A 25,810-nucleotide genomic window follows, 5' to 3' on the forward strand; every position below is an offset into this window, starting at 1 on the left:
GATGAGTGAAAATAAAAGCCGCCGTGAATTCATCAGCCAGAGCGGCAAAATGGTGACCGCCTGCGCGCTGTTTGGCGCGACCGGTTCCGTCGCGTATGCTGCCGACTCCGCAAAACCAACCTGCGAGACGGGTAAACCGATGACCATCACCGCGAAACATTACTATCTGGACAACGTGCTGCTCGAAGCCGGGTTTAATTTTGACGGCAGCGTGGCGACGAGCACCCGCACCGAGCTGAAAACGCTGGAGATCAAAGACGGGAAAATTGTCGCCCTGCGCGATAACGGCAGCCACGCCGACGCGACCCTGCCGCACTACGACGCGGGTAAAAAGCTGATGCTTCCGGCGATGCGCGACATGCACATTCACCTGGATAAAACCTTCTACGGCGGCCCGTGGCGTTCCCTCAACCGCCCGGCGGGCACCACGATTCAGGATATGATTCGTCTGGAACAGAAGCTCCTGCCTGAGCTGCAGCCCTACACCCAGGAGCGTGCGGAAAAGCTGATCGACCTGATCCAGTCAAAAGGCTCCACCCTCGCCCGCAGCCACTGCAATATTGAGCCGGTTTCCGGCCTGAAGAATCTCGAAAACCTGCAGGCGGTGCTGGCGCGCCGCAAGCCCGGATTTGACTGCGAAATCGTCGCCTTCCCGCAGCACGGGCTGCTGCTGTCGAATTCCGAAAAGCTGATGCGCGAGGCGATGCAGGCCGGGGCGCACTACGTGGGCGGGCTGGACCCGACCAACGTCGACGGGGCGATGGAGAAATCTCTCGATCTGATGTTCCAGATTGCGCTGGATTACGACAAAGGAGTGGATATTCACCTGCACGAAACCAGCCCGGCGGGCGTGGCGGCGGTGAACTACATGGTAGAAACCGTGGAGAAAACGCCGGCGCTGAAGGGGAAGCTGACCATCAGCCACGCTTTCGCGCTGGCGACGCTTAACGAACAGCAGGTGGATGAGATTGCTACCCGCATGGCGGCGCAGCAGGTGACCATCGCCTCCACCGTGCCGATTGGCACCCTGCACATGCCGCTGAAGCAGCTGCGCGATAAAGGCGTGTTTGTGATGACCGGCACCGACAGCGTAATCGACCACTGGTCGCCGTACGGTCTGGGGGACATGCTGGAAAAAGCGAATCTCTACGCCCAGCTCTATATTCGCCCGAACGAGCAGACGCTCTCCCGCGCGCTCGGCATCGCCACCGGCGACGTGCTGCCGCTGAACGACAAAGGCGAACGCGTGTGGCCGAAAGCGCAGGACGACGCCAGCTTTGTGCTGGTGGACGCCTCCTGTTCCGCCGAAGCCGTGGCGCGCATCTCCCCGCGCACCGCGACGTTCCATAAGGGCAATCTGGTCTGGGGTACGGTGGGCTAGAAGCGAGCCGGGTGGCGGCTTCGCCTTACCCGGCCTACTGAAACCCTCAAATCGTAGGCCGGGTAAGCGCAGCGCCACCCGGCAATGTTTTATACTGGGCGTCACATTATTAAAGAGGGATCTGCCATGGCACAAAACATCTACGACAACCCGGCGTTTTTCGAAGGCTACGCCCAGCTTCCGCGCTCGGTGCAGGGGCTGGACGGTGCGCCGGAGTGGCCCGCGCTTAAGGCCATGCTGCCGGATTTAACCGGCAAATCGGTTGTCGATCTCGGCTGCGGCTACGGCTGGTTCTGCCGCGCCGCGCGCGAACTGGGCGCCTCTGAGGTCACGGGCGTTGATATCTCCGAAAAGATGCTCGCCCGCGCAGCGGAGCTTACGGTGGACCCACAGATTCACTATCAGCGCAGCGATCTGGACGCTCTCAAGCTCGACGAAAGCAGCCTCGACCTCGTCTACAGCTCGCTGGCGCTGCATTACCTTCCGGAACTGGACACGTTATTTGCCAGGGTTCAGCGCGCGCTCAAGCCCGGCGGCAGCCTGGTCTTTTCCATGGAGCACCCGATATACACCTGCGCCTCGCGTCAGGGCTGGCTGACCGACGATAACGGCGAGCGGTTCTGGGGCGTGAACCATTATCAGGACGAAGGCCAGCGCGTCAGCAACTGGCTGGCGGACGGGGTGATCAAATACCATCGTACGCTGGGCACCACGCTTAACGCGCTGATTAAAGCCGGATTAACGATAAGCAACGTCAACGAATGGGGGCCAACGCAGGCGCAGATTGACGCCTGGCCCGCGCTGGCCGAAGAGGCGGAGCGCCCGATGCTGGTGCTGATCGCCGCCCGCAAGGCTCAGTAGCCGACCTTGTACACCCGCCCGGTCTGCACGCCTTCCACGCTGCGACGATAGGCTTGCGCCACCGTGGCGGCAGGCACGCTTTCGAAGCCCGGGAAGAAGCCATCGTACGTGTCGACCGATTCGGTGAGCACCGTTGGGCTAATCAGGTTGATGCGGATCCCGCGCGGCAGTTCGCAGGCTGCGGCGCGAACAAACCCTTCCAGCGCGGCATTCACCGTGGTGGCATTTACCCCCTGCGCAATCGGCTCGTGCGCCACGATCCCGCTTATCAACGTAATCGAGCCGCCTTCGTTCAGGTAGTGCTGGCCGGTCAGCGCCAGGCGCACCTGCCCGAGCAGCTTATCCTGCAGCCCCTGGTTAAAGTCGCTGTCCTTCATGGTCGCGAGCGGGCCGAAGTAGAGGCCGCCGCTGGCGGACACAATGGCATCCACCGGGCCGATTTTCTCAAACAGCGCCTGAACGCTCGCCTGCGAGGTGATATCTACCTGCTCGTCGCCCTGCGTGCGGCCCACGCGGATGACCTCGTGGCGACGACTCAGCTCATCCGTTACCGCACGACCGACCGTACCGCTGGCACCAATAATGACGATTTTCATAGCCGACTCCTTATGTTGTGAGCCTTCATTCTTTAATAAATTAAAAGTCGGATAAACTGGGCTAAAGTTAGAAGATTGCTAACCAGAGGTTTGTAATATGGATAAGCTTCGCAGCATGGAGACGTTTATTGCCGTGGTGGAAAGCGGCAGCTTCACCGGCGCGGCGGCGCGGCTGGAGATGTCGGCGGTGATGGTGGGCAAATACGTTGCGCTGCTGGAAGCACAGCTGGGCACCCGACTGCTGGAGCGTAACACGCGCCGCCAGAGCCTGACGGATGCCGGACGCGTCTATTTTGAAGAGGCCCGACGGGTTCTGGAGCAGGTGTCGATTGCCGAAAGCGCGGTAGAACGGCTGCGCGCCACGCCGTCAGGCACCCTGCGCGTCACGGCGCCTACGTCGTTTGGCGGCTGCGCGATCGCCCCGCTGACGGCAACCTTTTTGCAGCGCTACCCGGAGGTACGCATCGAGCTGGATCTGACTAACCGGATGGTCGATCTGGTGGAAGAGGGCGTCGATCTGGCCATTCGCATTGGCGACATTCACAACGACGATCTGGTGGCGAAATACCTGTGCCCCTACAACATGGTGATCTGTGCCGCGCCGGACTATTTAGCGCAACACGGCACGCCGCAAACGCCAGACGATCTGGTGGATCACCTCTGTCTTTCGCACACGGTGTGGACCGCGCGCAACGAGTGGCGGCTGCCGGGCGTGGAAGGGGAGGTGCGCTGGAAACGCGATGCTGTATTAAGGTGTAACGACGGCTATGGCTTACGCATGGCGGCGCGCGCGGGGGCGGGGCTGTTGCTGCAGCCGGAGGTGCTGGTGGCGGAAGAGCTGGCAAGCGGCAGGCTGGTTCGGGTAATGGAACCGTTCACGCCCGCGCCGAGGCCGGTGCATTTACTGTGGCGTCAGGATTTGCGGCCGCTGCCTAAGCTGACGGAATTTATTGCCCATATTCTGCTAAGATTGGGCACAATATAAAAAAGAAGGTAATCAAAGAATGTCTGCAAACAAACTCGCCCGCAGCGCGCAGGGCCTGCAATCCTCTGCCATCCGTGAATTATTAAAACATAGCAAAATGGCGGGCGTGATTTCGCTGGGTGGGGGGATCCCAAACCCGGACCTGTTCGATCGCGAAGGGCTGAAAATTGCCTCTGATGCCGTCTTATCGCAGCATTTTGGGGAAGCATTCCAGTATGGCCTGACGGAAGGCGTGCCGGGGCTGCGCGAGGAAATTAAACGCATCTGCGAGGGGCGCGGCATCACCTGTAAGGCCGATGATGTCGTCATTACCTCCGGCTCTCAACAATCTCTGGACGTGCTGGCCCGCGCGTTAATGAATCCGGGCGATACGGTTGTCGTTGAGCGTCCAACCTATCTTGCTGCGCTGCAGGTCTTTGGCCTGGCGCAGGCCAACTTTGAATCCGTCGGCACCGACGGTGACGGCATGAAGGTCGATGAACTTGAGGCGTTGGTGGCAAAGAAAACCATCAAAGCGGTCTATATCGTTCCAACCTTTGGTAACCCAGGTGGCGTTACGCTGTCTGAGGCGCGCCGTAAACAGCTGGTGGCACTCTCGAAGCGCTATGACTTCGTGATTATCGAAGACGATCCGTACAGCGAAATTAACTATACCGATGACGTCTTCCGCCCGTTAATTGCCCATGCCAAAGATATCGGCAACGAAGAGAACGTGGTGTATACCTCCACCTTCTCTAAAATCCTCGCGCCGGGTACCCGCGTGGGCTGGGTGGTGGTACCGGAGTGGCTGAAGCGCGCGGTGGTGAACCTTAAGCAAACCACCGATCTGCACACCAGCACGCTGTCGCAGCTGATGACATACGAGTACCTGAAGACCGGCCGTCTGGCCGATCAGATTAAAACGATCCGCGAGGCCTATCGCCAGAAATACCGGACGTTCGCCACGGAGCTGGAAGCCGAGCTGGGCGACGTGATGTCGTTCCACAAGCCGAAGGGGGGCATGTTCCTGTGGGCGAAAATGAACAACGGCATGAACACTACCCGCTGGCTGGAAAAAACCTTAAGTAACGGCGTAGTCTTTGTACCGGGCGAATTTTTCTACTGCAACGAGCCGGACCAGACAACGCTGCGCATGTCATTCGTCACCCCAACGGATGAGCAGCTGATAGAAGCGGTTCGACGCCTGAAAAAATCGCTGTAAAAGACCTGCGCATAACGGTGGTTTTGCCGTTATGCGCAATACGCGTTCAGGGCGGCACGGGCCGCAATCGTCCATGGAGATCTCCATGTTTGAATTTCTGATCGGTGTTGTGACGCACACGCCCGTCTGGGTGTGGGTGCTGTTTATCTTCCTTATCTCCCGCGGCATTAAAGCCCGACGGCCCGCCACCGTGACGCTGGAGCGGCTTGCCATTATTCCGGGCATCTTTCTTATCTGGGATATTTACGATCTGATAGTCTATCGCACGCTGACTCCCGGGACTGTTGCATTGTGGACGGCGGGGATCCTTGCCGGTGCCGCGCTGGGGTATGTCCTGATTAAGCAGGCTGTGATTACCCGCGCAGAGGCGCCGCGCAGCTTTTACCGCCAGGCCGACTACACCGCGCTGCCGTTTATGATGCTGGCGTTCGGGGTGAAGTATGTGCTGGGCGTGATGAGCGCGGTCTCTCCCCAGACGATGCAGCAGCCCGCCATGAGCGCGCTGGCGATCGTCTCCGGCGGCGTGTTTGCCGGCGTCTTTATCGGGAAATTTGCGCGCTATGTTGGAGTCTATGTCGCCCGGGTTCCGGTCTGATGCCCTCACCCCAACCCTCTCCCGCAGGGAGAGGGAGAAAATCATGTAGGTCGGGTAAGGCGCAGCCGCCACCCGGCGATTGACTACCGCTCCCTCAGCGCCTCTTTCGCCCGGTTGAACGGTTTAATCATGTAATCCAGCACCGTTTTCTCCCCGGTTTTAATATCCACCGTCGCAATCATCCCCGGCACAATCGAGAAATGCCTGCCTGCCTTATTGACCAGGTAATCCTGGCTGGTGCGGATAAATACCCGGTAGTAAAACACCTCCGGCTTGGCCTCGTCCTGAATAGTGTCCGGCGAAATCGTCTCCACGACCCCGTGCAGCCCGCCGTAAATGGCGTAGTCGTAGGCGGTGATTTTGACCAGCGCCTCCTGGTTCGGGTGGATAAAAGCGATATCACGCGGCGAGAGGCGGGTTTCGATCAGCAGGTGATCGTCCACTGGCACAATCTCCATCAGCTCGCCGTTGGGCGGGATTACCCCGCCGATGGTGGTGACCTTGATGTTTTTCACGATCCCGCGCACCGGCGATTTCACCGTCAGGCGCGTGACGGAATCCTGACGGCCTTTCAGGATCGCCGAGACCATATCCACCTCCGCGTTGGCTTTCGAGAGCGCCTCGCGGGCCTGGACGTAATACTGCGAACGCACGTCGGTGAGCTTCAGCTCCAGATCGCTTTTCTGCCGCTGCAGGCGCAGCACCTCCACGTGGCTGGCGGCCCCTGTCTTTACCAGCCGCTGGGTAATGGCCAGCTCTTTGTTAGCCAGATCTAACGCGGCGCGAAGCTCCCGCTGGGTATCCTCCAGCTGCGCGCGGCGCGAGTTGTACAGCCGGGTTTCGTCGGCAATCAGATCCGGCCATTTCGCCAGGGACGGCGGGAATTTCAGCGGCAGATCGTTTACCTCGGCGTAGAGGCGGGCGCTGGAGGCCAGCGAGGCGCGGTAGCGCGCCGCGCTTTCGCCAACGTTCGATTCGGAACGCGTCGGGTCAAGCCGCGCCAGCACCTGTCCGGCCTGCACCTGATCGCCTTCGTGGACGTTCAGTTCGGTGAGGATCCCGCCGTCGAGAGACTGTAAGACCTGCTCGCGCGAGCTGGGGATCACTTTCCCCGACCCGGTTGACACCTCATCCAGCACGCCAAACCACGCCCAGACCCCCAGCACCACAAACATCAGCAGCGAGAAGATCACGATCCGACGCGCGCCGGTGTAGCCGCTTTCGGAGTCGAGGGCGTTATCCAGATCGTCCATTGCCGCCACGTCACGCTGACTGATTTTCATTTTTCCACTCCCGTCCGGTTGCTGCCTGCTGCTGTTGCTGCTGCATGCGGCTGTTGCTCAGCGCCTGGGCTTTTGGCGCGTCCATCACCAGCATGCCCTCTTTCAACACGACCACGCGCTCCACCAGCTCCAGCACCGGTACGCGATGGGTGGCGACGATCAGGGTGCGGTGCCCGAGCCAGTCGCCCAGGCGCTGGATGAATTCCCGCTCGGTATGCTCGTCCAGCGAGGCGGTGGGTTCATCCATCAGCACGATATTCGGATCGCGCAGCAGCATTCGCGCCAGCAGAATCGACTGGCGCTGCCCGCCGGAGAGTCCCACGCCGTTTTCCATGATCGGGTAGTCCAGCCCCTTGGGCAGCTTCTGCACGAAGCCCGCCGCGCCGGTCAGTTCCAGCGCCTCGAAGATCTCTTCGTCGGTGGCGCGCGGCATGCCGAGGGTGATGTTCTCGCGCAGGGTGCCGTAAAACAGCCGCGCGTTCTGGGTCATAAAGCCGACGTTGCGCCGCACGTCCGCCACGTCGAGATGCGGCAGGCTGAAGCCGTCGAGCCGCAGCTCGCCCGCCGCCAGGTCCATCCCGCCCGCCATCGCCTGCAGCAGGGTCGATTTGCCCGCGCCGTTGCGCCCGAGGATCGCCACTTTCTCACCCGGCCCGATCTCCAGGCGGTTAATGCGCAGCGCCATGCGCGGATCGTCCGGCTGATAGCGGAACTGCGCCTGCTCGAAGAGGTAGTGGCCGCGCAGCACGTCCTGGCGGATCGGCGTCTCCTCGCGCTGGTTTTCGGTGGGAAGCTGCATGATGCTGTCCAGCCCCTCTTTTGCCGCTTTGACCTGCTGCCAGCGGGCCAGCACGCCGCACAGCGTCGCCATCGGGGCGATCATGCGGGAGGCCAGCATCGACGCGGCGACCACCGAGCCGGTGGTCAGGGTACCGTCGATCACCATCGGCGCGCCGACCACAATCACGGCGGCGTAAACCAGGCTCTGAATGGTCATCCCCCAGCTGATCAGGTTCTGCGTCAGCTCGCGGGTGCGCAGGCCGGATTCCGCGGTGATCTGGATATAGCTGTTCCACTGTTGCAAAAAGCGGTTTTCCGCCTGCATCAGCTTGATGTCCTCCAGCCCCTGCACGCTCTCCACCAGCACCGCATTGCGCAGGGTTGATTCATGGGCCGACTGCTTTGCCAGCTCCGCCAGCTTTTTCTGCAGCAGCAGGCCGGGCAGGACCATGATCACCGCCGCGACCGGGGCGATCCACGCCAGCTGTGGGGCGATGATCGCCAGCACCACCACGAACAGTAAAAAGAAGGGCAGGTCGACAATCGTCGAGATGGTGGACGAGGTGACCATCTCGCGGATCTGCTCCAGCTCGCGCAGCTGTGAGATAAAGCTCCCGGTTGAGCGGGGAATCGCGCTGTTGCGCAGCCGCAGCGCGTGGCCGAAGACGCGATCCGAGACGCGCATATCCGAGCGCTTGCCCAGCAGATCCATAATGTGGCCGCGCGCCACGCGCAGCACGAAGCCAAACAGGGTGGCGATCAGCACCCCGATGGTCAGGACGTACAGCGTCGGGTAGGACTGGGCGGGGATCACCCGGTCATAGACCTGCATGGAAAAGACAATCCCGGAAAGCGACAGCACGTTGATAAACAGCGCGGCGAGCATCACCCAGCTGTAGGGGCGGAGATCGCGCATCACCAGCCGGTAGAGCCAGTCCGGACGGTATTTTGAGATATAAGCATCCACGCGGCTGTCCTTCAGCGCGGCAAGGGGACGCAGGGCAATGACGTGGCGGATAGCGGGCAGCATGGTCGTCATCGACAGCCGGTTGGTGTAGGTCTGGTCGTCGAAGAAGCTGACTTCCAGCGTATCGTCGCCGTCGAAGTGCTCGATCGCCCCGACCCGGCCGTCATTCAGCGCCACCACCACCGGCAGACGCCAGCTGTTGATTGACTGCTGGTCAGCGGTGAGCAGCTGAAACGACAGCCCCGCTTCACGGGCGAGCTGGGTGAGGGCGGGCACCATCGGTTTGCCTTTCAGCCACGGTGCGCCTGCGATCAGCGCGCCGGGCGAGCAGGCGACGCGGTAGCGGGTGGCGATAAAGCCAAAGGCCTGCGCCCACTGGGCCAGGGCCGCATCCGTCATGTTTTCACCTTGCGGGATATCACGCTGCTTCATGGCTGGATCTCCACGGTCTGGATGGTGCGGTTATCAAGGTCGAACGCATGACGCAATTGTCCGGTGTTATACAGGCAGTTGAGCTGCAGCTGGTGCAGCTGACCAACGGTCTGCAGCTGGGTGAAGCGCGCCTGATAAACCTCCTGTTCGGCGTTGAGCACGTCGAGCAGGGGGCGCGAGCCGAGGTCCAGATACTGCTGCTGGTACAGTTCGCGGGTGCGGGCGCTGAGCGCCTCCTGGCGACCCTGAATTTGCAGCGTGCTTTGCAGGCTCATCACCTGGCTGCGGGCTTCCAGCAGTTTCTGGCGAACGTCAAGGCGCGTGCGCTGAATGGTGGACTGTGCCGCCTCCACCGCGTGTCCGGCGGCGTTACGCCGGGCGGTGAGGCCGCCGCCCTGATAGAGCGGCATCTGCACTTTCACCCAGGCGGAATACTGGGTGCGATCCCGCGTGTCGCTGCCCGCGTAGCGATCGTTCATGTAGTGGCGGACCTCCGGCTCCAGCGAGACGGTGGGCGTCATCTGCGCGTCGGCGTAGTCGAGGTTAGCCTGGGCGACGTTAGCCTGCGCCCAGGCGGCGAGCACCGCAGGGACCAGGCGGTCGTCCGGCTCGGCGACATCGCAGCTGCGGGCCAGCTTTTGCGGAAAGTCGTTGCTGATCGCGTTCAGGCTGTTCCAGCCGAGAAAGCTCATCAGCGTCGCGCGGGCGCTGTCCAGGCTGGCCTGGTACTGCATCAGCTGCGCGCGCGCGCCTTCGATACGGGCATCGGTCTGTACCACGTCAGAGAGCGACGTAGCCCCCTCGTCGTTACGCTGGCGGGTCAGCGTGCCAATGGAGGAGAGGGCCTCAAGCTGCTCTTTGGCGGTGTCGACCATCTGCTGCCAGGTTTGCACCTGTACCATGGCGATGGCGGTATCGTGGGCGATGGTGTCGATACTCACCAGCACGTTAGCCTGCTGCTGGGCCACGCCGGCGCTTTCGGCGCGTACCTGGCTGGCCACCTTGCCGAAGTCGTAGAGCATTTGTGAGAGGGAAAGCACCAGCGACGGCGTAAAGCCGTTCTGGTCGCCGTCGTGGGAATACCCGTTGTCCACGCCGGCATTAATCTGCGGATAGTATTTTGACTTCGCGACGTCCACCTCTTCGCTCTGCTGGTAGAGTTTGCCCACGGCTTCGCTGATGGCCGGGTGCCACGTGACGGCACGGTTGACGGCCTCGCCAAGCTGTAATGAACCGGGCGCGGCGTTGCCCGCCACCGGGGCCACGCGACCGTTGAGCGAGGGGAGTTCCTGCGTTTCGCGAAGCTGTCCGGTATTGATGGTTGCCGCCGGATTTGCGCAGAAAGCGGGCACAGATATCAGGCAGCACGAGAGCCACCAGTAAGGAATCTTCATTCCCATGTCATGTCCCTAATAAAAAAGTACAGCTTTATTATTAATGCCCGGGCGCTGTGCGCCCGGGTCATCTGTTGCAGGTGCTATCAGGTAATGATGTGTTGCTGGTTAACAAGCTCGTCGTACGTGGTCTGAACGTTATCAAGCGTAACGAGTGCAGTATTAGTGTAGGTGGACCCTGCACCATCACGGTCGATGGAGATCACAGTGTTGCTACCGCTTTGTGTGACATGGATATAATTCCCCAACGAGGCGGTATTACCGTCCCAGCCCACCAGCAGATCGCCGATGTCGATCTTGTCCCCCTGCGCCAGCGAGAACCCGGTCCAGTGAACGCCTCCGGCGCTGCTGACGTTACCCGCCGTGGCATTCCCCACCGTACTGTTCAGCACCTGGTAAATCAGCGTATCGCCGTAGGCCGTACCGGTGATGGCGTCGTTATGCTCAGAGCTGATGAACTGCGGCGCCATATTGATGGTCAGCGTAGCGGTATCCGTTCTTCCGGCAGAGTCGGTCAGGGTGTAGTTGAAGGTCTCCTTCGAGGTCATGGTTGAGAGCGATACCCCGCTGTTGAGGGTATAGGTGTAATGGCCGTCAGCGCCGATCGCCAGCGTGCCGTAGTGGCCGACAATGTTCACCGTTGCGCTGCCGGTATACGGATCCAGCGTGGTGGTCACGCCGTTGTAACCGGTCACGCTCAGACGGGTATCCACCGAGTGGAGCTGATCCAGCACGCCGCCAGAGTCGGTGCCGTCAAAGATATTGCCGTTGACGGTGTGGCTGCCGGTGACGTCGAAATTACTCAGCGAGTAGGTGGTGCCGTTTACGCTTGGCGTGATGGTGATGGTCCCGACGCTGAGCCCCGGTACGCTACCGGTAAAGCTCAGCGTATAGGTCCCGGCGTTGAGATCCAGCCCGGTCAGCGGGACGTCGATACTGCCGCCCAGCAGCGAGGCGCCGCTGAAGGAGCCGCTGCGGATCGCGCCGTTGGCATCGCTAATCGTCCAGTTCACCGTCAGCCCGCCCAGCGCCAGCAGCGAGGCCACGCTAAAGTGCAGCGACGCGTTGTGCAGCGCGGTGTTCGGGTCGACCACGAAGGTTCCGCTGCCGCTGCCCTGGGTTGATGAGAACAGGGCCGTCGTCCAACTGGCGACGCCCACGGTGGTATCCGAGTAGACCGACGTGTGGTGCACCGAGGTAAGGTCCATCGTGGCGCTGACATCGTTGACCGCATTCATTGCCTGCGCGGTTGGGGTGATGTTGAGCGATGCCGTATCCTTCGAGCCGTCAGGCGCGGTAACGGTGTAGACGAACGTATCCGGCGTGCTGATATGGTCCGCGCCCACGCCGCTCCTCAGGGTATAGGTGTACTGACCGGACGCATTGATGGTCAGCGTGCCGTATTCCCCCTGAATGGTGGTGGTGCCGCTGCTGTTGACCGTCACGCCGTTCACTTCGGTAACCAGCGTGCCCGCCGGAACCGGGTCATTCGCCAGCACGTCGCCGGTGGTCGTTTCGCTAATACTCGCCACGCTGTAGACATGGTCCTGCAGGACGCTCAGCGTGTAGGCCGTCAGGGCGGTGATCCCGGACGCGGTATTCAGCAGGAACAGGTACTCCCCGGCAGGCAGGTTCAGCGTAAGCTGCGGTGACGTGCCCCCCAGCAGCGGCGCGCGCAGCCAGCCCGACTCGACGCGAACCTGCTCGAAGGTCTGGGTCGCATTGTTGAACTTATAGACGTACAGATCGAACACCGATGCCAGCGCCACGCCGCCCACGGAGGCCTGGATGGTCATGGTGCGGGTCGTCCCTTCCTCCACGTTGTAAATAATCGGGTTGGTCAGGTCGTCCAGCAGGTTAAGCCCCAGCGTGCTGCCGAGATTAATGCCCACCAGGGTAAAACCGTTCTGAGACGAGGCGCCGTTATTCACCTCACTCACGGTGGTGTCAAAGGTCAGCGAGGCCGTGTCGTCCACTGCCACAATGCCGTTGATGACCGTACCGGCACCCAGAGACAGCACCAGGTTTGCCGACGCGCTGACGCCGTTATGGGTGATGGTGTAGGTGAAGCTCTCCGTCCGGCCAACGACCGCGGCGCTGGTGTCGGTCAGGTTGTAGGTATAGCTGCCGTCGCGGTTGATGGTCAGCGTACCGTATTTGCCCTGGATCACCGTGCCGTCGGCGTTCACGCTGGTGGTCACGCCCTGCGCGTTAGTGACCGTGGAGATAGTGGTGCCGGCCGGCGCGTTGTCGCTGCCGGCGGTCGGGTCCGTATCGAGGATCACGTTGCCGTTGAGGCTGGTATCGCCCGTGACTGTACCCGGACCGGTCTCTTTCACCGCCACGTCGAGGCTGGTGTAGGAACCTGTCGCCAGCAGGTTGGTGTTGTAGCTCAGCACGCGGTAGTTGCCGTCGGCCAGCCCGGTCAGGTTCAGCGAGACGCCGGTGGCGCCGAGGGTCAGGAGATCGGCAAACTGCGGCTGGCCGGTATCCACCACGGTTGTCCAGACACCGTTGACGTAGTGCTGCACCACCAGCTCAAGGGTATTGAGTAGAGAGAGCACCGCCCCCGTAGCGTTGGCGTTTACCACGATGTCCGCGCTGCCGCCGTTGCCCACCGTGAAGTTCACCTGCGCGGTGTCATTACCGATCAGCGTCAGGACGTTGCCCACGGCGCCGACCAGCAGGAAGCCGTAGTCGCTGTACTGGCTGTTGGTCACGGTCGCCGTGGTGCTGAGGTTCAGCTCCTCAACGTTATTGCTGGCGGAGAGCGGCACCACCGGCGCAAGGGCAGAGCCCGGCAGGGAGGTGTTGCCTGCGACGTCGGTCGCGGTGATCTGCAGCGTCTGGCCTTCGATCTGTTTGTTAATGAAGGTGTAGCTGTAGGTGCCGTTGCTGCCCGCAATGGCGGTCACCGTTGAACCGTCCGCAAGGCGGATAGTGACGGTGCTGCTCGCCTCCGCGCTCCCGGTCAGGATGCTACCGTCGGCGTTGAAGGTTCCGGTCGGCGCCGTTGGCGCGGTCGTATCGACGATAATCGTCGTCACGGCTGACGCCACGCTGGTGTTGCCCGCCGCATCGGTGGCCGTCGCGGTAAAGTTATGCGTGCCCTGCGTCAACGTGGTGGTGGTTTGTGGCAGGGTCCAGTTGCCGCTGCCATCGGCGGTGACCGTGCCCACCAGCGTGATGCCGTCGTAGATCCGAACCGTGGCATTCGCTTCGGCAGTCCCGCTCAGCGTTGGTCGGGTGTCGTTAGTCGGGTTCGTACCGGTCACGGGCCCGGTGACGCTGCCGACATCATCAATGACCGAACTGATGACCGGCGCGGCTGGCGGAAGGGTATCGACGTTAATGACATATCCGGCGGTGGGGGCGCTGGCGTTGCCCACCGCATCGGTGGCGGTGAAGGTCAACGTGTGCGCGCCGTTGCTCAGCGCCGGAGATGGCGTAAAGCTCCACGCGCCGCCGGTCGCCGTCACGCTGCCGATCTGTACGCCGTTATCAAAGATTTTCACCGTGGCTCCCGCTTCTGCCGTACCGCTGAGCGTCGGCTGCGCGTCGTTGGTGAACCCACCGTTGGCAACAGGCGTCGCCGCGTTGCCCACGTCATCCAGAATGCTGGTCAGCACCGGCAGCGCAGGCGGCGTGGTGTCGACGGTGAGGCTGAAGCTGGTGGACGACACGCTGGTATTGCCTGCCGCATCCGTGGCCTGCGCGGTAAAGCTGTGCGCGCCCGCGGTCAGCGGAGGGGTGAGCACGATGCTCCAGCTGCCGCTGCCGTCCGCGGTGCCCGTGCCGACCAGGGTGGTGCCCTCATAGATCTTCACGGTGGCAAACGGTTCGCTGGTCCCAACAAGCTGCGGCTGGGTGTCGTCGGTTGTCTGCCCGGACGTGAGCGGGCCGGTGATGCTGCCCACGTCGTCGATTGCCTGGCTGATAACCGGCGCGTTCGGTGCCGCGGTATCAACAATCAGGGTAAAGCCCGGCGAGGTCGGGCTGACGTTGCCCGCTGCATCGGTGACCGTGGCGGTCCAGGTATGGCTGCCGTTGCCCAGCGGCGCTGATGGCGTAAAGCTCCATGCGCCGGTGCCGTCCGCCTGCACGGTGCCGACCGGCTGTCCGTTTTCATACACGGTGACCGTGGCGTTGGCGGTCGCGGTGCCGTTCAGCGTCGGCGTGGTGTCGTCGGTGCTCTGCCCGGAAGAGAGCGGGGTTTGAATACTGCCCACGTTGTCACCCGCGGTCGAGATGACCGGCGCTAACGGCACGCCCGTATCGACCGTCAGGTTAAACGGTGCCGTTGTGGCGCCGGTGTTGCCTGCCGCATCGGTCGCGTTAAAGGTGATGGCGTGTGGACCTTCGGCCAGATCGCTGCCCGGGGTGAAGCTCCAGTTGCCCTGGGCATTGACCACCGCCGTGCCAATTTCGTTGCCATCAACGAGCACGTGCACGGTAGAACCCACTTCGCCCGTGCCGCTGAAGGTCGGACGCGCGTCGTTGGTGCTGTTACCCGACGTGAGCGTCCCGGTGACCGGACCGATATCATCAACCACGCTGGTCACCACCGGCACGCCGGGGGCTGCGGTATCCACGGTAAAGGCGAAGACCGATGAGTTGGCCGAGGCATTGCCTGCCGCATCCGTTGCATACGCGCGCAGGGCGTAGCTGCCGTCGCCCAGCGGCGTGGTCGGCGTAAAGGACCAGTTCCCGCTTCCGTCAACGGTCGTTGTACCAATCTGCGTGCCGTTATTCATGATGTGGATAGTGCTGCCCGCCAGCCCGGTGCCGCTGATGGTTGGGGTGCTGTCGTTGGTCACCTGGCCGCTGGTGAGGTTACCCTGGACGCCGCCAGAGACGTCGTCGTTCACATTATCCAGCGTCGGAACCGTCGGAGCAGTCAGGTCAACCACCACGCTCCAGGGGGCGGAGACCGCGCTGAGGTTGCCCTGCGGGTCGGTCGCCCGGACGGTGAAGCTGTGCGAGCCTTCGCCGAGGGCGGTATCAGGAGTAAACGTCCAGGTACCCGTGTTGTCAGCCGTGACCACGGCAATCTGGGTGCCGCCGTCGAAAAGGGTCACCACGCTGTTTGCGTCCGCTGTCCCTGTAAGGGTTGGCGTGGCGTCGTTGGTGAGACCACCGCTGACCACCGTGGTGGCGGCATTGCCCACATTATCCGTGACGTTGGTGATGACCGGCGTGGCGGAAACGGAATCCACCACGACGGTGAAGCCCGCCGAAGGACCGCTCTGGTTCCCCGCCGGATCGGTCTCGCGGATGGTCAGGACGTGATTGCCCTCTGCCAGGACAGGCGTGGTGTAGCTCCAGGTGCCGGTATTGCCGATTACCACACTGTCCAGCAGCACGCCGTTGTTGTAGATCGAGATGGTATCGCCCACCGCGCCGGTGCCGGTGAGCGTCGGCTGGTTGTCGTTGGTGGTCTGGCCGCTGGTCAGCGGGCCGGTGCCCGGGCCGACGTCGTCAATCACGGCGCCGATGGTCGGCGTGCCCGGCGCGGTAAGGTCAACGGTGACGCTGGCCGCCGGAGAGCGGCCGCTGGTCTGGCCGTTGAGGGTCGCAGTCACCTCAAAGGTGTGCAGCCCCTCGCCAAGCGCGGCCGGCGTATAGCTCCAGTTGCCGCTGCCGTCGGCAGTGACCGTCGAGACGGGCGTCACGCCACCGTCCAGGTAGATAGCGATCTGGCTTCCCGCCTGAGCCGTACCGGTGAGGGTTGGGGTGGTGTCGTTGGTCGTTTTGCCTTTCACGTCGCCAATGATTGGGTCGACGTCATCGTTGATCGCCGTGATGACGGGTACATCAGGAAGATTCGGCTCCGTGCCGGTGACGGTGTAATTCGCAACGGGACTTTCATGCCCGGCAGCATCTGTCGCGGTCACGGTCAGGGTCGCGCCATCCTGCTGAGCGGGGCTGACAGCGATGGAGAAGTTACCGCCGGTGGCAACCCCGGTACCAATGACGTTGCCATTACTGTCTTTCACCGTGATGAGGCTTCCCGCTTCGGCACTACCGGTTAGTGGCGTACCTTCTGGTGCCAGGTTCAGATTGTCAGGGGCGTCCGGGGTGAGGGTGTCCACCGTCACGTTCAGCGGGGCTGAACTTCCTGAAGCGTTACCCGCAGGATCGGTAGCGGAGACAGTGAAGGTATGCGGACCCTCTGAGAGCGTTGTGCCTGCGGTCCAGCTCCAGCTGCCGTCCGGCTGGATCGTGACCGGCACCCCTGACGGGATACCGTCGACGGAGACAATCACGGTGGTGCCGGGTTCGCTTGTCCCGGTAAGGGTCGGCGTGCCGTCGCGGGTGTAGAGCACGTTGTTGGTGAGCTGGCTGTCTGAGACGGCACTGATCTGCGGGATCCCTGGCGCAACGGTATCGAGCGTGACGGTAAAGACCGAACTCGGCGCGCTGACGTTGCCCGCTGCGTCCACGCCCGCCACGGTAATGTTCAGCGGACCGTCCGTTTGCGCTGGAAGCGTCAGGCTCCATTCTCCGTTCACCACCACGACACGGCCCAATTCGACGCCGTTGTTGTAGACGATCACTGTCTCACCGTTAACCCCGGTTCCGCCCACTGTCGGCGTGGTATCTGTGATAAAGCCACCATCAGGCGCGCCGCCCACTGCACTAATCACCGGTGTATCCGGCGCCTGGGTATCCACGATGATCGTAATCGCTGACGACGGGTCAGAGACGTTGCCCGCTTCATCGGTGGCGGTGGCAGTATAGGTGTGGCTGCCCTCGGCAATGTCGCTGCCGGGACGCCAGCTCCAGTTGCCGTTGCTGTCTACCGTGACGGTGCCCACAACGGTCGGTGTACCGTTAACGGTGTCAGTGATGTTGATAACGTCGTTTGGCGTACCGGTGCCGCTCAGCACCGGGCGCGGATCGTTGGTGGTGCCGCCATTGGGGACGGGGCCGGTGATCTGGGTGACGCTGTCGGTGACGATCGGTGCCGCAGGCGTAGCCGGCGCCTCGGTATCAATGGTGATGGTGACCGGCTGCGACGGGGCGCTTTCGTTGCCCGTGCCGTCCACGTTGGTGACGGTCAGGGTGATGTCATAGGTGCCGCCAGCCAGGGGGGATGGCGGCGTCCAGGTCCAGTTGCCGGTATTGTCCACGACAGCGTCGCCGATTTTGACGCCGCTGTCGTAGATCGTCACGGTATCACCCGGATTGCCGGTACCGCTCAGGGTCGGCGTGGTGTCGCGGGTGATTTCGCCCGGGTTCAGCGGCGTTGCTGTGCCGTCAGGATTGACGGTAATGGCCGGGATATCCGGCGTGGCAGGCGCAACGGTATCCACCGTCAGTTCAAATGGCGTTGAGATGGTGGTATTGCCCGCGGCGTCCGTGGCGTGCACCGTCAGGGAATGCGGACCGTCGGTGAGCGGGGTCACGGGCGTGAAGCTCCAGCCGCCGCTGCCGTTGAGGGTGGCGGTGCCGAGCAGAGTCGTGCCGTCATAGACGGTGATCACCGTGTCTGCCGGGGCGGTGCCCTGCAGCAGGGGGCGAGTGTCATCCGTGGTATCGCCGCTGTTGAGCGAACCCAGTACACCGCCGACGTCGTCGGTCACGGTGGCGATGGTGGCCGCCGCTGGCGCAGTGATATCGACGTTCAGGGTGAAGTCGTCTGACGGCTGGCTGGTGTTACCCGCCGCGTCGGTGGCGACGACGCTAAAGGTATGAGGACCTTCGTCAAGCGGCGTGGGAAGGGTATAGGTCCAGGTGCCGCTGCCGTCGATCGGGATCGTAATAAGATCGGCACCATCCAGGCGAATAGTGACGGTTGAGCCCGGTTCAGCCGTGCCGCTGAGCGTTGGCGTGGTGTCGTTGGTGCTGTCGCCAGAATTGAGCGCGCCGAGGCGCTCCGGCACATCATCCAGCACCTGGGTAATGACCGGCGCCGCAGGCGCGACGCTGTCAACCGTCAGAGTCCAGGTGTTGGAGACGGGGCCGGGGTTACCTGCCGCATCGGTCGCGACGGCGGTCAGAGCATGGGGGCCTTCACCGATTGGGGAGGAAGGGGTAAAGCTCCATACGCCGAGGCCATTGGCAACGGTTGTACCAATTTCAACACCGTCCACGCGCAGGCTGATCGTCGCGTTTGCTTCAGCGGTACCGCTGAGCGTCGGGGTGGCGTCGTTGGTGGTCCCGTTCACGTCGATCGCGCCGGTCTGCCCAGGGATATCGTTTGCAACCTGTAAAATCACCGGGGCGCCAGGTGCCGTCCCGTCAACGTTAATTGTCCACGCATTTGATATCCCGCTCGGGTTACCGGCGGGATCCGTCGCCTTCGCGGTCAGCACCCAGGTGCCGTCGGTCAGCGGTGTGGGCGGCGTAAAGCTCCACTGGCCGGAGGAGGGAACAACCACCGTACCTAGGGCATCGCTGCCGTTATAAATCGTGATGGTCGAACCTGCCTCGCCCGTGCCGTTCACGGTCGGTGCCCGGTCGTTGGTCAGCCCATTCTGGGCCACGGGGCCGGTGGTGGCCTGCACGTCATCAATCACCGACAGGATGACCGGGGTCTGCGGCGGGGTAATGTCCGGTGCCGCCGCGGAGGTGGTCGGACTGGTGTTGCCCGCCGTGTCGGTGGCGTCAGCGGACAGGATTTCGCCGTTGATCCTCGGCGGGCTCAGCGTCAGGCTGAAGTTCCCCTGGCTATCAACAACCACTGTGCCAAGGGTGAAATCGCCTTCACGGATGGTCACCGTGCTGCCAGCTTCTCCAATGCCGCTGATGGTGCCGCCATCATTCGACACCACGAGGTTTCCTGGGGCTGACGGCGGCGTGGTGTCCACGGTAAAGATGATAGGCTCAGAGGCCGTACTCTGGTTTCCGGCGGCATCGGTTTCAGTGACGGTGATCGAGTGCGTTCCGTCCGGGAGCGGGCCCCCTGGGGTAACGCTCCATGTACCGTTAGGCAGCACCGTCGTTGTGCCAATCGCCACGCCGTTATCGTAAATGGTGATGGTTCCACCGGGTTCGCCCGTTCCCGCCAGGATCGGCTGCGAGGCATCGGTAGGCACGCCCGACGTGATTGTTCCTCGGATAAGGCCCGTATCGTCGAGCAGCACAATCGCGGTGGGCGCTGTCGGAGGGGTGAGATCGACGGTGAGGGTGAATACCGGTGAGGCTGGCCCGGTGTTGCCGGCGGCGTCGGTTGCCCGTACGGTAATCTGGTGGGTGCTTTCATTCAGGTCGATGGACGGGGTGAATGTCCATGTGCCATTGCTGGCGACGACCGCGGTGCCAATGGCTATTCCGCCGTCATAAATCGTCACGGTGGATCCCGCTTCGGCGGTGCCGGTGAGCTGCGGCCGCCGATCGTTGGTGCTGCCGCCGTTGGTCACCGTCCCCGTCTGAGGGGCGATATCGTCGATTACGCTGCCAATCGTTGGTGCATCGGGTGCGGTGAGATCCGGTGCGGTGACGCTTGAACCCTGGCTGATATTTCCGGCGTTATCCGTTGCGGTGGCGGTTACCTGCTCGCCGTTGGTCAACGGTGTCCCGAGGGAGACGCTAAAGTTGCCGTCGCTGCCCGTTTTTCCTGTGCCAATGACGTTGCCGTTCGCGTCTTTCAACGTGATGGTACTGCCGGGTTCGGCGGAACCGGTGACGGTTTTACCGTCTGAGGAGAACTTAAGGCCGGAAGGTGCATTTGGTGCAGTCGTATCCGGATCGGCCGAATTGTTACTGCTGCCACCACCGCCGCCACCGCCGCCGCTACTTGCCGCGGCCGCGATGCCCCCTGCAGCGGCAATACCACCCAGGGCCCATGGCCAGATGGCGGCGCCACCAGCGTCACTTCCTGACGCCGCAAGCAGCACGTCCGTGGACGCGATAGATTCGTACGTGGCGGCCCCGGTCGGATCTTCAATCCACCATAACGCGCCGTTGCTGTCCTGCAGAACCAGCTGGCTCACGCCCTGCGCGTCCGCCACATAGAAGTTTTTAAGGGTGATCACCTCGCCGGAGTGCAATGTCACCAGCAGGTCGTTACCGCTTCGCGCGAAGTGGGAGACGCTCGCTCGCTCGACGTGAAGCTCAACGACAGAGGAATGGTTCAGCGTAACCTGTGTGCCTTCCAGGGTCGTTTCTACGCCAGTAAGTTTTGAAATAACAGAGATTTGGCTCATTTTGTTATTACTCCAGCAGAAGTGTCATGAACGGCGAGCAAGACGGGCCATCTCTGCTGAAGGTAAAGGGCGCCCCCGGCGCAGCTGCTGTTATAAAACAGCGCTCACCGTAGATTTCAGCGCGCACGATGCCCGCCATGCGTCAGAGTGGCAACATCAGAGCGAATCTAATGACTTATGAAAAAACCGTTTAATGAGTGTTTTGTATTTTATAAAACCCTGTAATTAATAGAGGAATTGGTTTCTGGAATATAAAAATGATATAGACAGAAAATGAGGGTTGTGCAAATTAAGCTTTGGTAAATAAAGATGGAAACAATGAGTGGGGCATTAATGGATTGCTCTTTTTTATAATTGTTGTTTTTTATATCATTGTTTTTAATGCCTTTTTTGTTTTATTTTGTGGTGCTGTTATTTAACGTTTACGTCCCGGTATGATAATTGGTAGGGAGCATTTTAAATATCATGTCAAACGTTATTATTTAAGCGCGCTTAATGTGTGTTTAAGTTAGGGTAACGTTTTTGATGTAAGATATATTATGTCACTTAGGTAATGAAATATATTCTTGTACAGGGTTAAAACTCTGCTAATAGGCGCAAGGAATAATAACGAGAAAACAAAAAATAACCTGGTTTATTACCTTTACAACTGAAGTGCAGGCAGGGTTTTAGGACAGAAAAAAATTCACCGAAGAATGAATAAAAATCCTCACCCGGACGTTTACTGACGTCACTCCCCACTCACCCTGGAGTTTTATATGCGCACAACCTCGTTTCGTTTGATCCCGGTGCTGATTTTTTCTTTGCTGTCCCCGCTGGCGCTGGCCATGGGCAATAATAGTACCGAGAGCAAAACGCCTGATTGTCCTTCCGGACAGGTGTATGACAGCGCCACGCAGAAATGCGTGCCGGACAAGAGCAGCAGCCTCAGCGACCAGGACAAAACCAACTATGCGTACCATCTCGCGAAGAAAGGCGAGTACCAGGCGGCGCTGAACCTTCTGGATTCGCTGAAAAATGGCAACACGGCTGAAGCGTGGAACTATCGCGGGTTCGCCACGCGCAAACTGGGCCGAACGGACGAAGGGATTAGTTATTACCAGCGTGCGCTGGCTATCGCCCCGGATTACGCCAAAGCCCGGGAGTATCTCGGTGAAGCGTGGATGGTGAAAGGACGTCCCGACCTCGCGAAAGAACAGCTGAAGGTCATTGCCGGAATCTGTGGCCAGTCCTGCGAGGAGTACCGTGACCTGCAGGCCGCCATTAATGGACACCCGGAATCCTGATCTTCTCGTGGAGGGAAAACCCATCGCAACCCGTGAGGTTCGTCAACAGTTTGCCGCACACCTGCCGCGCCTCTGGCGCTATGGGCTGGTGCTGTCGCGAAACAGGGATATCGCCGAAGAGCTGGTTCAGTCCACCTGCGTGCGTGCGCTTGAAAGAAGCGGCCAGTACACGCCTGGCACGCGCATCGACAGATGGCTGTTCGCGATCCTGCACTCCATCTGGATCTCTGAGCTTCGGGCACGACACGTTCGCCAGGGGCAGGGATTTGTCCCCAGCGACGAGCTGCTGGCGCCCGACACCCGCGAACAGGATGAGACGCGCCTGCATTACCTGAAGGTGATGCAGCGCGTAAACGCGCTGCCCGAAGCCCAGCGCAACGCGGTATTTTTGGTTTATGTCGAAGGCTTTACCTACCAGGAGGCGGCGGAGACTCTGGCGGTGCCGATCGGTACCGTGATGAGCCGGCTGGCGACGGCGCGGGCGCGGCTTGCCAGATCCGCTGACGCACTGCCTCCGGTAAAGGAGAAACGCTCTTGAACGCGCACCGTTTTGCACCGCCCTATAACGACGACGCCATCGTGGCCTGGATAGATGGCGAGATGTGCCGCGCCGACGCGCAGTTATTTGAAGAACAGTTAAAATGTGACGAACGCCTCGCCGGGCGAACCTACGAACTGATGAAAAGCAGCCAGGATTACGCCGGGGCGTTTGACTCCCTGCTGGATGATGCGCCTCTTGAGAGGATGCAGGCGCGTCTCGCGGCACTTCCCGACCCGCAGGTCTCGACGGCGGCTGGCGTCAGCCGACGGGCGCTGATCGCCGCCTCGGCCAGCTTTTTGCTGGTGGGTTCCGGGCTGGGGTATCTGCTGCGTCCCTCAGCTGCGCCTGCGGATGAGAACGCCCATATCCGCGACCTCGAAGCGCAATATATGTCCCTGTACAGCGTCGAGACGCTGCTGGATATGGACAGCGCAACGCCGGTTCTGCAGCGCGGGCTGGAACGGGCCGCGCAGGACATCGGCATGACGCTAAACCTGTCGCAGCTTACCCTGCAGGGGGCAGAGCTTAAAATGGTGCGCATGCTGCGCTATGAAACGACGTCTATCGCGCAGATAGCCTGGATCAACGCCGACTACGGCCCGATGGCCCTCTGTATTTCGCCTGTTGATGAGAAGACGACGGTCTCGCTCCAACAGGAGCAGCGGCACAGCATGAACCTGGCGTGGTGGCAGGAGGCGGGTTACCAGTTTGTCCTGATTGGCCGCAACCCGCCGTCGTATCTGCGGGAACACGCGGAGCAGCTACAGCGCCTGATCTCAGGGTGACGGCACCTTGTTCGTCTGAATCGCAATGGCGATGGCAATACGATCGTCAACGACCAGCGCAAACTTATCCATCCCATAGGACGCGCGCGAGATCGCCGTGGTGGCGTCCAGCGTGGGGGCCTGCGCATGCGGGTCTTTCACCACGGCCTCCAGGATCACCGGCCGGGCAATATTTCGTACGGTCAGCGTGCCGAACACCCTGAACCGTCCGGCGCCCTGGGCGACCACGCGCGAGCTGATGAACTCGATGGTCGGATAGTGCTCCGCATCAAAAAACATGTCGCTTTTTAATTGCCAGGCGAGCAGCGTGTTTGAGGCCACCAGGGTTGCTACGGGAATGGTGACGTGGATGTGGTCGTCAACGTCGTTATCCGGATTGAGCGTTACGGCACCCGTCACGCCGCTGAAAGTCGCCCAGGAGAGGATGCCGCCGAAGGCGTGCCACGAGAGCCGAATGGCGGTGTTTTCGGTGTCGATAAGGTAGCTTTTCGGGGCAGCATGCAGGGAAGGGCATAACAGCAGAACGGTCAGAAAGGCCAAAAGGCGATACATAGTGGTTTCTCCGATAAGTGCGCACTGCGTAAACGCCTGAGGTGCTAATTATATTCGAAGAAATAAAAAAGGCCGCAAGCGCGACCTTTTCGTGAGTATAACGACTTACTCAGTGACTTTCTTTTCCAGCTCGCTGGCACCTTCTTTGGTTTTGTTCCAGCCTTTCTCCGCGCCTTCTTTGGTGGCATCCCACCCTTTCTCGGTGCCTTCCTTGGTTTTATGCCAGGCTTTCTGGGAATCTTCGCTGACCTTGCTGCCAAAGCTTTCGCTTTTACCTTCCGCAGCATGCTTCTGTTTCAGCTTCAGCTCTTCACCTTTGTTCTGCTCTTCGTGCAGTTTTTGCTTCGCCTCGTTGGCGTTTGCGTTCGCCGCCGCGACGGTATCGTCAGTTGCATGTGTGGTCGCAGCAAATACTGGAGAAGCCAGCAGAACGGCAGATAATGCGATAATTGTATTTTTCATAATATCCTCATTTAACGTTATCGGTTATGAGCGTGGTTCAGCATGGCACAGGCGAAACGGGATGGCTTTAGGAAAAAACTGTAATGAGATCAACATGCCCTGATGAGAGGTATTTAGCCTGAGGATTATCCAAAGGATAAAACGCCTATTTCCGCGAGGGCGGCGAGCGTCAGGAGAATGAATATTATGACGGTTATGGGTCTGTACATGATGGGGTTCCTTCCGGGTTGAGCGGCTATTCCGTAGCGCTGGGTGATGTGGGTAATTTTGCACAGGAGGGAGGGAGAGGGTGTTGATATTTGTCAATGTCAGGGGGTTAACAATATCAACTACTCTCTGCAACCGACATTGCTGTGTCAGCGACAAATCCCTGCGAATCAGGTTTGTTCAGTAATTGATTATTCACTTCTCTGGATACGGTATTAGCCGCATCAATCACCAGTGTGGCACCTAACAACACACCGACAGGCGTCATCGAGCTCGCAAGGAGTAATCCACCGGCGGCTTGTAACCCAGCAAAAACAACCTGTACAGCGGGAATGACATATGAATCGCCACGGATAATCTAGACACTTCTGAGCCGTTGATAATATAGGTTTTCATATTCAGCCGGTGGCATCTGCTCGCTCGAACCATGCCGACGCTTACTGTTATAAAACATTTCGATATAATCAAAAATATCGCTTCTGGCTTCGTCTCTCGTTCCGTAGATCCTTTTCTTAATCCGTTCGCGTTTCAGTAGCTGGAAAAAGCTTTCCGCAACCGCGTTGTCGTGGCAGTTACCGCGACGACTCATGCTGCCTTCCAGACCGTGTGATTTCAGGAACGACTGCCACTCATGGCTCGTGTACTGACTACCCTGATCAGAGTGAACCAGTACTTGCTTTTGAGGATTACGCCTCCACACCGCCATAAGTAATGCGTTCAGGACAATCTCTTTTGTCATGCGGGGTTGCATTGACCAGCCGATAACTTTTCGGGAGAACAGGTCAACCACCACGGCCAGATACAGCCAGCCTTCGTGGGTTCGGATGTAGGTTATGTCCGTCACCCAACGCTCATCCGGTGAGTCCGGATTGAACTGCCGCTAGAGCCTGTTGGGTGTCACGATACTGGCTTCGCCTTTACGTGCTCGTGGGCTACGGTACCTAACCTGAGCTTTTATTCCGGCACGCTTCATCAGCCGCCAGACCCGGTTCACTCCGCACTGCTGTCCGGTATCACGCAGATCGAGATGGATCTTGCGATAACCATAGACGCAGCCAGACTCAAGCCAGAACTGTTTGATTTGCCCGGTCAGCATCTGATCTGTCTGGTGACGCTGCGAATGTGGCTGCTGAAGCCAGAAATAAAATCCACTCGGATGGACATCCAGAACCCGACAGAGCAAACGAACAGGCCAGCAACGGCTGTTGTCGCGGATAAAGGCGTACCTCAGTCGGACAGCTTTGCGAAGTACGCCGTTGTAGATTCAATTGGTCAACGCAACAGTTATGTGAAAACATGGGGTTGCGGAGGTTTTTTGAATGAGACGAACATTTACAGCAGAGGAAAAAGC

16 protein-coding genes and 1 pseudogene are annotated in these 25,810 nt (G+C 60.5%); 8 read left to right on the forward strand and 9 right to left on the reverse strand.

All coding sequences use genetic code 11. The annotated features are described in order from the left end of the window. Position 1: 1 nt before the first annotated feature. Positions 2 to 1,381 carry an amidohydrolase family protein gene (locus ACOTXF_RS17335; protein ID WP_032653113.1) on the forward strand — a complete coding sequence of 460 codons (1,380 nt, stop codon included), beginning with the start codon at positions 2 to 4 and terminating at the stop codon, positions 1,379 to 1,381. Between the two features lie 126 nt (positions 1,382 to 1,507). After that, entirely contained in the window at positions 1,508 to 2,242 is a 735-nt protein-coding gene (locus tag ACOTXF_RS17340) for a class I SAM-dependent methyltransferase (RefSeq protein ID WP_047746936.1), read from the forward strand. Here ACOTXF_RS17340 and ACOTXF_RS17345 read toward each other — a convergent pair. Then, complete coding sequence (locus tag ACOTXF_RS17345) at positions 2,236 to 2,838, reverse strand: short chain dehydrogenase (protein WP_008502553.1); 603 nt, start codon at positions 2,836 to 2,838, stop codon at positions 2,236 to 2,238. The two genes, ACOTXF_RS17340 and ACOTXF_RS17345, sit on opposite strands and share 7 nt — an antisense overlap. A gap of 97 nt (positions 2,839 to 2,935) precedes the next feature. On the opposite strand from ACOTXF_RS17345, the gene ACOTXF_RS17350 reads away from it, so the two are divergent. The 3 genes from ACOTXF_RS17350 to ACOTXF_RS17360 all read left to right on the forward strand — a co-directional run bounded on the left by ACOTXF_RS17350 (position 2,936) and on the right by ACOTXF_RS17360 (position 5,619). Beyond that, positions 2,936 to 3,823 carry a LysR family transcriptional regulator gene (locus ACOTXF_RS17350; protein WP_044597760.1) on the forward strand — a complete coding sequence of 296 codons (888 nt, stop codon included), beginning with the start codon at positions 2,936 to 2,938 and terminating at the stop codon, positions 3,821 to 3,823. A gap of 19 nt (positions 3,824 to 3,842) precedes the next feature. Next, positions 3,843 to 5,024 carry a PLP-dependent aminotransferase family protein gene (locus ACOTXF_RS17355; RefSeq protein ID WP_008502551.1) on the forward strand — a complete coding sequence of 394 codons (1,182 nt, stop codon included), beginning with the start codon at positions 3,843 to 3,845 and terminating at the stop codon, positions 5,022 to 5,024. Positions 5,025 to 5,109: 85 nt separating this feature from the next. Further along, positions 5,110 to 5,619, forward strand: coding sequence for a DUF6622 family protein (locus ACOTXF_RS17360; protein WP_032675373.1), 510 nt, complete (start codon positions 5,110 to 5,112; stop codon positions 5,617 to 5,619). A gap of 83 nt (positions 5,620 to 5,702) precedes the next feature. Here the strand turns inward: ACOTXF_RS17360 and ACOTXF_RS17365 are convergent, their stop codons facing one another. From ACOTXF_RS17365 to ACOTXF_RS17380, 4 genes are all read right to left on the reverse strand, one after another. After that, positions 5,703 to 6,872, reverse strand: a complete 1,170-nt coding sequence (locus tag ACOTXF_RS17365) for an HlyD family efflux transporter periplasmic adaptor subunit (RefSeq protein ID WP_085930317.1) — start codon at positions 6,870 to 6,872, stop codon at positions 5,703 to 5,705. A gap of 10 nt (positions 6,873 to 6,882) precedes the next feature. After that, the gene (locus tag ACOTXF_RS17370) at positions 6,883 to 9,081 is read right to left on the reverse strand and encodes a type I secretion system permease/ATPase (RefSeq protein WP_048962945.1); all 2,199 of its coding nucleotides are present in this window, start codon (positions 9,079 to 9,081) and stop codon (positions 6,883 to 6,885) included. Beyond that, on the reverse strand, positions 9,078 to 10,481 hold the full coding sequence (locus ACOTXF_RS17375) for a TolC family outer membrane protein (protein ID WP_047746940.1): 1,404 nt from the start codon (positions 10,479 to 10,481) through the stop codon (positions 9,078 to 9,080). Before ACOTXF_RS17375 ends, ACOTXF_RS17370 begins: the two co-directional genes overlap by 4 nt. Before the next feature lie 80 nt (positions 10,482 to 10,561). Continuing rightward, positions 10,562 to 20,626: a BapA/Bap/LapF family large adhesin gene (locus ACOTXF_RS17380; RefSeq protein ID WP_232927252.1), complete on the reverse strand. Its 10,065-nt coding sequence runs from the start codon at positions 20,624 to 20,626 to the stop codon at positions 10,562 to 10,564. A 758-nt stretch (positions 20,627 to 21,384) separates the two neighbouring features. Between ACOTXF_RS17380 and ACOTXF_RS17385 the strand changes: the two genes are divergently transcribed. The 3 genes from ACOTXF_RS17385 to ACOTXF_RS17395 are packed head-to-tail and all read left to right on the forward strand — an operon-like array spanning position 21,385 to position 23,238. After that, positions 21,385 to 21,912, forward strand: a complete 528-nt coding sequence (locus ACOTXF_RS17385) for a tetratricopeptide repeat protein (protein WP_047746944.1) — start codon at positions 21,385 to 21,387, stop codon at positions 21,910 to 21,912. Then, on the forward strand, positions 21,893 to 22,450 hold the full coding sequence (locus tag ACOTXF_RS17390) for an RNA polymerase sigma factor (RefSeq protein WP_232927250.1): 558 nt from the start codon (positions 21,893 to 21,895) through the stop codon (positions 22,448 to 22,450). Before ACOTXF_RS17385 ends, ACOTXF_RS17390 begins: the two co-directional genes overlap by 20 nt. Next, positions 22,447 to 23,238 (forward strand): anti-sigma factor family protein, encoded by a 792-nt coding sequence (locus ACOTXF_RS17395; RefSeq protein WP_047746948.1) that lies wholly within the window; start codon positions 22,447 to 22,449, stop codon positions 23,236 to 23,238. The genes ACOTXF_RS17390 and ACOTXF_RS17395 overlap by 4 nt, the downstream gene beginning before the upstream one ends. On the opposite strand, the gene ACOTXF_RS17400 is transcribed toward ACOTXF_RS17395, so the two are convergent. The 4 genes and pseudogenes from ACOTXF_RS17400 to ACOTXF_RS17415 all read right to left on the reverse strand — a co-directional run. Further along, positions 23,230 to 23,790 carry a YceI family protein gene (locus ACOTXF_RS17400; protein ID WP_047746951.1) on the reverse strand — a complete coding sequence of 187 codons (561 nt, stop codon included), beginning with the start codon at positions 23,788 to 23,790 and terminating at the stop codon, positions 23,230 to 23,232. The genes ACOTXF_RS17395 and ACOTXF_RS17400 overlap by 9 nt on opposite strands. A gap of 105 nt (positions 23,791 to 23,895) precedes the next feature. Next, a complete protein-coding gene (locus ACOTXF_RS17405) occupies positions 23,896 to 24,252 on the reverse strand; it encodes a hypothetical protein (RefSeq protein ID WP_047746953.1) in 357 nt (118 codons plus the stop codon). Between the two features lie 325 nt (positions 24,253 to 24,577). Further along, positions 24,578 to 24,817, reverse strand: a complete 240-nt coding sequence (locus tag ACOTXF_RS17410) for a DUF4225 domain-containing protein (RefSeq protein WP_312019113.1) — start codon at positions 24,815 to 24,817, stop codon at positions 24,578 to 24,580. Further along, positions 24,818 to 25,711, reverse strand: a pseudogene (locus ACOTXF_RS17415) (IS3 family transposase); the annotation flags it as partial. It abuts the gene before it with no gap. Positions 25,712 to 25,810 lie beyond the last annotated feature (99 nt).

This window comes from Enterobacter cloacae complex sp. IR53041 (assembly GCF_049238285.1).
Classification (GTDB): domain Bacteria; phylum Pseudomonadota; class Gammaproteobacteria; order Enterobacterales; family Enterobacteriaceae; genus Enterobacter; species Enterobacter roggenkampii.

Bases quoted from the DNA above. Each gene is read 5' to 3' on its own strand.
- ACOTXF_RS17385 (WP_047746944.1), top strand. From the start codon at position 21,385: ATGCGCACAACCTCGTTTCGTTTGATCCCGGTGCTGATTTTTTCTTTG.
- ACOTXF_RS17350 (WP_044597760.1), top strand. From the start codon at position 2,936: ATGGATAAGCTTCGCAGCATGGAGACGTTTATTGCCGTGGTGGAAAGC.
- ACOTXF_RS17365 (WP_085930317.1), bottom strand. From the start codon at position 6,872: ATGGACGATCTGGATAACGCCCTCGACTCCGAAAGCGGCTACACCGGC.
- ACOTXF_RS17355 (WP_008502551.1), top strand. From the start codon at position 3,843: ATGTCTGCAAACAAACTCGCCCGCAGCGCGCAGGGCCTGCAATCCTCT.
- ACOTXF_RS17380 (WP_232927252.1), bottom strand. From the start codon at position 20,626: ATGAGCCAAATCTCTGTTATTTCAAAACTTACTGGCGTAGAAACGACC.
- ACOTXF_RS17375 (WP_047746940.1), bottom strand. From the start codon at position 10,481: ATGGGAATGAAGATTCCTTACTGGTGGCTCTCGTGCTGCCTGATATCT.
- ACOTXF_RS17360 (WP_032675373.1), top strand. From the start codon at position 5,110: ATGTTTGAATTTCTGATCGGTGTTGTGACGCACACGCCCGTCTGGGTG.
- ACOTXF_RS17400 (WP_047746951.1), bottom strand. From the start codon at position 23,790: ATGTATCGCCTTTTGGCCTTTCTGACCGTTCTGCTGTTATGCCCTTCC.
- ACOTXF_RS17405 (WP_047746953.1), bottom strand. From the start codon at position 24,252: ATGAAAAATACAATTATCGCATTATCTGCCGTTCTGCTGGCTTCTCCA.
- ACOTXF_RS17335 (WP_032653113.1), top strand. From the start codon at position 2: ATGAGTGAAAATAAAAGCCGCCGTGAATTCATCAGCCAGAGCGGCAAA.
- ACOTXF_RS17340 (WP_047746936.1), top strand. From the start codon at position 1,508: ATGGCACAAAACATCTACGACAACCCGGCGTTTTTCGAAGGCTACGCC.
- ACOTXF_RS17390 (WP_232927250.1), top strand. From the start codon at position 21,893: ATGGACACCCGGAATCCTGATCTTCTCGTGGAGGGAAAACCCATCGCA.
- ACOTXF_RS17345 (WP_008502553.1), bottom strand. From the start codon at position 2,838: ATGAAAATCGTCATTATTGGTGCCAGCGGTACGGTCGGTCGTGCGGTA.
- ACOTXF_RS17370 (WP_048962945.1), bottom strand. From the start codon at position 9,081: ATGAAGCAGCGTGATATCCCGCAAGGTGAAAACATGACGGATGCGGCC.